Origin of the sequence: Actinomycetospora flava, from assembly GCF_037400335.1 — a bacterium.
Lineage (GTDB): Bacteria > Actinomycetota > Actinomycetes > Mycobacteriales > Pseudonocardiaceae > Actinomycetospora > Actinomycetospora flava.
The window spans coordinates 594735-600809 of sequence record NZ_JBBEGM010000002.1; the positions used below are offsets into that span (position 1 = coordinate 594735).

General features: G+C 77.0%; 6 protein-coding genes. 3 read left to right on the forward strand and 3 right to left on the reverse strand.

Translation table 11 applies throughout. The features are described 5' to 3' along the window. Positions 1–67 precede the first annotated feature (67 nt). The 3 genes from WCD58_RS09535 to WCD58_RS09545 are packed head-to-tail and all read left to right on the forward strand — an operon-like array spanning position 68 to position 2654. Positions 68–1510 (forward strand): DUF8832 domain-containing protein, encoded by a 1443-nt coding sequence (locus tag WCD58_RS09535; RefSeq protein ID WP_337701985.1) that lies wholly within the window; start codon positions 68–70, stop codon positions 1508–1510. A gap of 14 nt (positions 1511–1524) precedes the next feature. After that, a complete protein-coding gene (gene cobF / locus WCD58_RS09540) occupies positions 1525–2280 on the forward strand; it encodes a precorrin-6A synthase (deacetylating) (RefSeq protein ID WP_337701987.1) in 756 nt (251 codons plus the stop codon). Next, entirely contained in the window at positions 2280–2654 is a 375-nt protein-coding gene (locus WCD58_RS09545; protein WP_337701989.1) for an ester cyclase, read from the forward strand. Before cobF ends, WCD58_RS09545 begins: the two co-directional genes overlap by 1 nt. Here the strand turns inward: WCD58_RS09545 and WCD58_RS09550 are convergent, their stop codons facing one another. From WCD58_RS09550 to WCD58_RS09560, 3 genes are all read right to left on the reverse strand, one after another. Beyond that, a complete protein-coding gene (locus WCD58_RS09550) occupies positions 2655–3686 on the reverse strand; it encodes an aldo/keto reductase (protein ID WP_337701991.1) in 1032 nt (343 codons plus the stop codon). Positions 3687–3738: 52 nt separating this feature from the next. After that, the gene (locus WCD58_RS09555) at positions 3739–4308 is read right to left on the reverse strand and encodes a histidine phosphatase family protein (protein WP_337701994.1); all 570 of its coding nucleotides are present in this window, start codon (positions 4306–4308) and stop codon (positions 3739–3741) included. A 10-nt stretch (positions 4309–4318) separates the two neighbouring features. Next, positions 4319–6075, reverse strand: a 1757-nt coding sequence (locus WCD58_RS09560; protein ID WP_337701996.1) for an ABC transporter permease subunit, incomplete at its 5' end; no start/stop codon positions are given.

Sequence of the window (6075 nt, forward strand, 5' to 3'; positions counted from 1 at the left end):
CACCCGGAGCGATCTCGCGCGCCTCATCTCACTGACCGATGAGGTGTCGCCGCTCTACGGTGTGCTCGTGATCGCGCAGCGGACCGCCGCCCTGCTCGTCCTGCTGGGCGCGCTCGCGGCACTCGTGGCCCCGGCCGCGTTCGCGCACGAGTCGACACCGACCGGCGTCACCCGCCTCGAGCTCGACCTGCCGACGCGCGAGCTCCAGCTGACGATCACCGCGCCCCCGGAGGGCGAGGGCCGGATGCCGGTCGTGGTGCTCCCGCGCGGCGACGCCCCGCCCGGCGAGGTCACGCTCGCCGCGGTGCGCCCCGGCGCCGCCCCGGTCGATCCGGTTGCCGTCCCCGTCGCGCCGGCCGGGCAGCCGCGCGAGGTCGCGCTCACCGTGGACGCACCCGGCGCCTGGGAGATCGCCGTCGCCGACGGGGCCACCCTGGCGCGCGTCCCGCTCACGATCGCCGCCCCGGAGCCGACGCCTGGCTGGGTGTGGGCGGTCCGGATCGGGGCGCTGCTGGGCGTCGTCGGGCTCGTCGCCGCGCTCACCCCGAGCGTCCGGGACCGGCCCCGCCTCGCGCTCGGGCTCGGCGCGGTCGCGCTCGTCGGCGTGACGATCGCCGTGACGGCGGTGGCCACGGCACCCTCGACCACGGCAGCCGCCCCGACACAGACGGCCGCCCCGGCACCGGTCACCGCCCCGCCCGCCGGCGGGCACGCCGGCCACGGCGGGGCCGCGCCGAGCACACCGGCAGCCCCGATGCCGCCGACCGGTGGCGGCGTCGTCGTCACCGCGAGCACCGCCACCCCCGCGTCCGCCGGCGCCCCGGTCGATCTCGCCCTCGACCTCACCGACTCCTCGACCGGCGCGGTCGTCGACGACCTCGCCGTCCACGACGACGCGCTGATCCACCTCGCGATCATCGGACCCGACGGATCGCTCGACCACGTCCACCCGGTCCGCACCGCCCCCGGGCACTACGTCGTCCGCCTCACCCCCGCGACCGGCGGGCGGTACGGCGTGTTCGCCGAGATGGAGCGCGCCGGCGACGGCGGGCACCAGGTGGCGCGCACGGCGCTCGAGGTCACCGGCGCACCCGCCGCCGCGGCACCAGCGCCCGGCCCGGGCGTGCGCGAGGTCGCCGGGATGCAGGTCGACGTCGCCGTGCCCGCGGCCGTCGCGGGCCGTCCGACGGCGGTGACGGCGACCTTCGGGGCCGGCGGCCGGCAGGTTACCGACCTCCAGGGCTGGCTGGGCATGGCGGGTCACCTCATGGTGCTCGGCCCGGGCCTGTCCGGGACGCCGGACCCGGTGGACCCGGCGTCGGCGTTCGGGCACGTCCACGACATGGGTCCCGCCGGGCCCGCGGGCACCTACGGCCCCCGGATCGCGTTCGAGCACACCTTCCCGCGCGCCGGGCGCTACCGGCTCTGGGTGCAGGTCCAGCGGGACTGGCGGGTCGTCACGGTGCCGGTGACGGTCGACGTCACACCGGCACCCGCGACTGCGCCGTGAGAACGTGCCTCCCCGTGCGAACCGTGCAGGTGGTGGGGATCGGTCTCGGCGACCCGGGGCAGCTGACGCTCGACGCGGTCGAGGCGCTCGGCGGCGTGGACGTGGTGGTGCTGCTGCACAAGCCCGGCCCCGCCGACGAGCTGACCGCGATCCGGGCGAGGATCGTCGAGCGCTTCGCCCCGCAGGCCCGGGTCGTCGAGCGCGACGACGCCGTCCGCGACCGGAAGTCCTCCGACTACGAGGGCGCCACCGAGCGCTGGCGTGACGAGCGGGCCGCGCTCTACGAGCAGACCCTGCTCGACGAGGTGCCCGACGGCGGCTCGTGCGCGCTGCTCGTGTGGGGCGACCCGGCGATCTACGACGGCACCGTCGAGATGCTGCACCGCCTCGACGCCCGCGGGCGCGTGGCGCTCGACTGGCGGGTCGTGCCTGGGCTCGGGGCGCCGACGGTGCTGGCCGCGGCGCACCGCACGACGCTGACCCGCACCGCCCGCGCCGCGACGATCACGCCGGCCCGCCGGGTGCTCGACGACAGCGTCGACTCCGGGGAGGCCGACCTCGTCGTCATGCTCGACAGCCCGAAGGACCACGGTCTGGACCACCTGCCCGACGACGCGACCGTCTACTGGGGCGCCTACGTCGGGACGCCCGACGAGGTGCTGATCGCGGGTCGGGTGGGTGACGTCCGGGCCGAGATCCTCGCCGCCCGCGCCGAGCACCGGGAGCGCAAGGGCTGGCTCATGGACACGTACCTGGTGCGGCGGAAGTAGTGGACGCCGTCTACCGGGCGTACCTGACCTGCCTGAACGAGCGGCGCTTCGACGATCTCGGCGACTACGTCCACGACACGATCACCTACAACGGCGCCCCGATGACGCTGGGGGAGTACCGCGCGCTGCTCGTCGGCGACGTCGCCACCATCCCCGACCTCGTCTTCGTCGCGGACCTGCTGGTGGTGCAGGGCGATCGGGTCGCCGCGCGCCTGTGGTTCGACTGCCACCCGCGCGGCGACTTCCGGGGCCTCCCCGCGGACGGACGGCGGGTCGCCTTCGCCGAGCACGTCTTCTACCGGTTCGCCGAGGGCCGGGTCGCCGAGGTGCTCTCGGTGATCGACGTCGAGGCGGTGCGGGAGCAGCTGGCCTGATCAGGCCGCCGCGCGCTCGCCCGTCGGTCGGCGGCGCCGCGCGGGCTGCCGGATCGCCGGCGGGTCGTAGGCCATGTCGAGGCGCCCGACGTCGGTGCCCGGGGCGACGATCGCGTCGATGCGGTCGAGGACGTCGTCGTCGAGCGTCACCTCGGAGGCCGCGAGCAGGCCGTCGAGGTGCTCCGTCGTGCGCGGTCCGAGGATCGCCGAGGTCACGCCGGGATGGGACGTGACGAACGCGAGCGCCAGGTGCATCAGCGGCATGCCGGCCTCGTCGGCGACGGTGACGAGCTGCTCGACGGCGTCGAGGCGGCGCTCGTCGCGCAGGTAGCGGAAGTTCGTGCGGTCGCTGCGGTGCGTCGCGTTCTCCTGGCCGCGCCGGTAGCGCCCGGTCAGCATCCCGCCCGCGAGCGGGCTGTAGACCAGCGTGCCCATCCCGTACCGCTCGCAGACGGGCAGCACCTCGCGCTCGATGCCGCGGTCGAGGATCGAGTACGGCGGCTGCTCGGTGCGGAACCGCTCGTGGCTGCGGCGCTCCGAGGTCCACTGCGCCTCGACGATCTCGGACGCGGGGTAGGACGACGAGCCGATCGTGCGCACCTTCCCGGCGCGGACGAGGTCGGTGAGCGCCGAGAGCGTCTCGTCGACGTCGGTGTCGGGGTCGGGCCGGTGGACCTGCAGCAGGTCGACGTGGTCGGTCTGCAGGCGGCGCAGGGAGTCCTCGAGCGCGCGGACCAGCCAGCGCCGGGAGTTGCCGCGCCGGTTCGGGTCGTCGCCCATCGGCTGGTGGGCCTTGGTGGCGAGGACGACGTCGTCGCGCCGGCCGAGGAGGGCCTTGCCGACGATCTCCTCGGACTCGCCGTGCGAGTAGGCGTCGGCGGTGTCCACGACGTTGATCCCGGCGTCGAGCGCGCGATGGATGATCTTGATCGAGTCGTCGTGGTCGGGGTTGCCGACCGCGCCGAACATCATCGCCCCGAGGGCGTAGGGGCTGACCTTGATGCCGGTGCGGCCGAGGGTGCGGTAGCGCATGGGGTCTCCGTGGGGAGAGGATGTCCGCGAAACGGAACGGTGCTCCACCACACTAGACGGAACGTGGTTCCGTTTGCAACATCCGCAGGTTCCAGCGGCCCGCGCCGCCGGTCAGGACGGCGAGGGTCAGCGGCGCGACGTCCACGCGCCAGGCCGCCGCCGGCCCGGCCCCGAGGGCGTGGGCGATCGCGGCGCGCACGACGGGCGGGTCGACCACCGCGAGCCCGACGGTCCGGTCCTCGCGGGGCAGCGCGTCCATCCAGGTCCCGACGCGCGCGACGAGCGCCGCCAGCGACTCCCCGCCGGGCGGCGCCGCATCGGGATCGGTCATCCACGCCTGCAGGGCGGCCGCGTCGTCGGCGAGGAGGTCGGCGGGCGAGCGCCCGGCCCAGTCGCCCGGGTCCGGGCCGGCGGGGGCGTCGCCGTCGACCGGCCGCTCCGGTAGGGCGAGCGACGCGGTCTCCCGGCAGCGGGTCGAGGACGCGCACCACAGGTGCTCGGGTGTCGCGAGCTCGACCGCCGCCGCGGCCCGGCGCCCCCCGGCGTCGAGCGGCTCGTCGAGGGGGAAGCGCGCCGACCGGGCGGCGGCGGTCGCGGCGTGGGCGAGCAGGTGCAGACGCACGGTCGCCTTCCTAGCTGCTGGTCCGGGTCTCGCGCACGAGGGCCACGACGACGGCGATCAGCGCCAGCCCGACCGTCGGCGCGAGGATCGTCCAGGGCGCCCGCTCGACGTAGTCGAGGGAGTCGGCGAGCACCGCGCCCCACTCCGGGGAGTCCGGGGCGGCGCCGAGCCCGAGGAAGCTCAGCGCGGCGATCCCGAGCGCGGCGTGCGGGACGCGTGCCAGCCCGTGGCGCGTCACCGGCCCGACGACGGCGGGCAGCACGTGGCGCCGCGCGATCCGCCACGGCGTCGCCCCGGCGAGCACCGCCGCGCGCACGTACCCCGACGCGCGCGCCTCCGTCGCGAGGGTCCGCGCGTGCACGGCGAGCGGCACCCACCCGACCGCGACGACCGCGATCGCCGCCCCGAGCAGCCCGGGCCCGACGATCGCGGCGATGATCAGGCCGACGACCACCGGCGGCAGGGCGTTCATCACGTCCGCCGCCCCGGCCCGCGCCGCGCGTCCGCCGACCCCGACCAGCAGCCCGATCACCAGGCACACGGCCGTCACGGCGACCGCGGTGCCGACCGTCAGCAGCGCGCCCTGCGCGATCCTCGCCCACAGGTCGCGGCCGACGGCGTCGGTGCCCATCGGGGCGGACCAGGAGGGCGGGGCGAGGCGGGGTCCTGTCGTGCCGCCGTCCCGGGGGAGGCCCGCGAGGACGACGACGGCGAGCACGCCCGCGGCGGCCCAGGGTGCCCGGCTCGCCGCTCGGCCGGTGGGTTGCGGGACGCCGCTCGGCAGCTCCCCGCCCGTGCGCGCGGGCCCGAGCAGGGCGCGGTGCGCCAGCACCCCGACGCCGCCGATCACGAGCCCGAGCAGCACCAGCAGCATCACCGCCGCCTGCGCGACGGGCAGGTCCTGGGCGAGCACGGCGTCGAGGGCGGTGGACCCCACCCCGGGGACGCCGAAGAGCTGCTCGACGGCGACGGCGCTGCCGAGCAGTCCCACGACGAGCAGCGCGATCTGCGGCGTCGCGGTGGCCACGGCGCGCCGGGCGACGCCGAGCGCGATCGTGCCCGGCGGCGTGCCCCACGAGCGCCAGGTCCGGACCCAGCCCTCGGCGAGCGCCGACTCCGCCGCCGACGACAGCATCCGCGCCAGCAGCCCGCCCGCCGGCAGGCCCAGCGCGAGCGCGGGCAGGACGAGGTTCGCGGGCCCGGTGAACCCGGTGCTCGGCAGCAGGCCCCAGGCGACCGCGACGACCGCGACGAGCACCGCCCCGAGCGCGATCTCGGGCACCGCGCCGAGCACGGACGCGGCGACCGCGCCGCCCCGGCCGGTGTCGGAGGTCCCGCGGCGGGCGGCGCGCCGGACGCCGGGAGCGAGCAGGGCGAGGGCGGCCAGGGCGGCGACGACGACGGCGCTCACGGCGAGGGTCAGCGACACCCCGAGCGCCCCGGCCACCGACGGGCCCACCGGTGCGCGGGAGACCCACGAGGTGCCGAGGTCGCCGGTGAGGACCCCGCCGAGCCAGCCGAGCGCGCCGGTGACGGGGTCGGCGGGCAGGTCCAGCTCGGCGCGCAGGGCGTCGAGGGCGGCCGGGTCGACGCCGCGCTCGGGGTAGCGCACGCGCAGCACGCTCGCGGCGGGGTCCTCGTCCCACAGCCACGGGAGGGCGGCGACGACCACGGTCAGCACGAGCACCGCGACCGCACCGGTGACCAGCGGCAGCAGCCGCCGGGCGGTAGTCACGCGCGCCGCCCGGCGTGTCGCGCGAGCGAGCG

What these genes read in the sequence shown, in the direction of transcription:
- WCD58_RS09550 (WP_337701991.1), bottom strand. Translation starts at nt 3,686, where the DNA reads ATGCGCTACCGCACCCTCGGCCGCACCGGCATCAAGGTCAGCCCCTAC.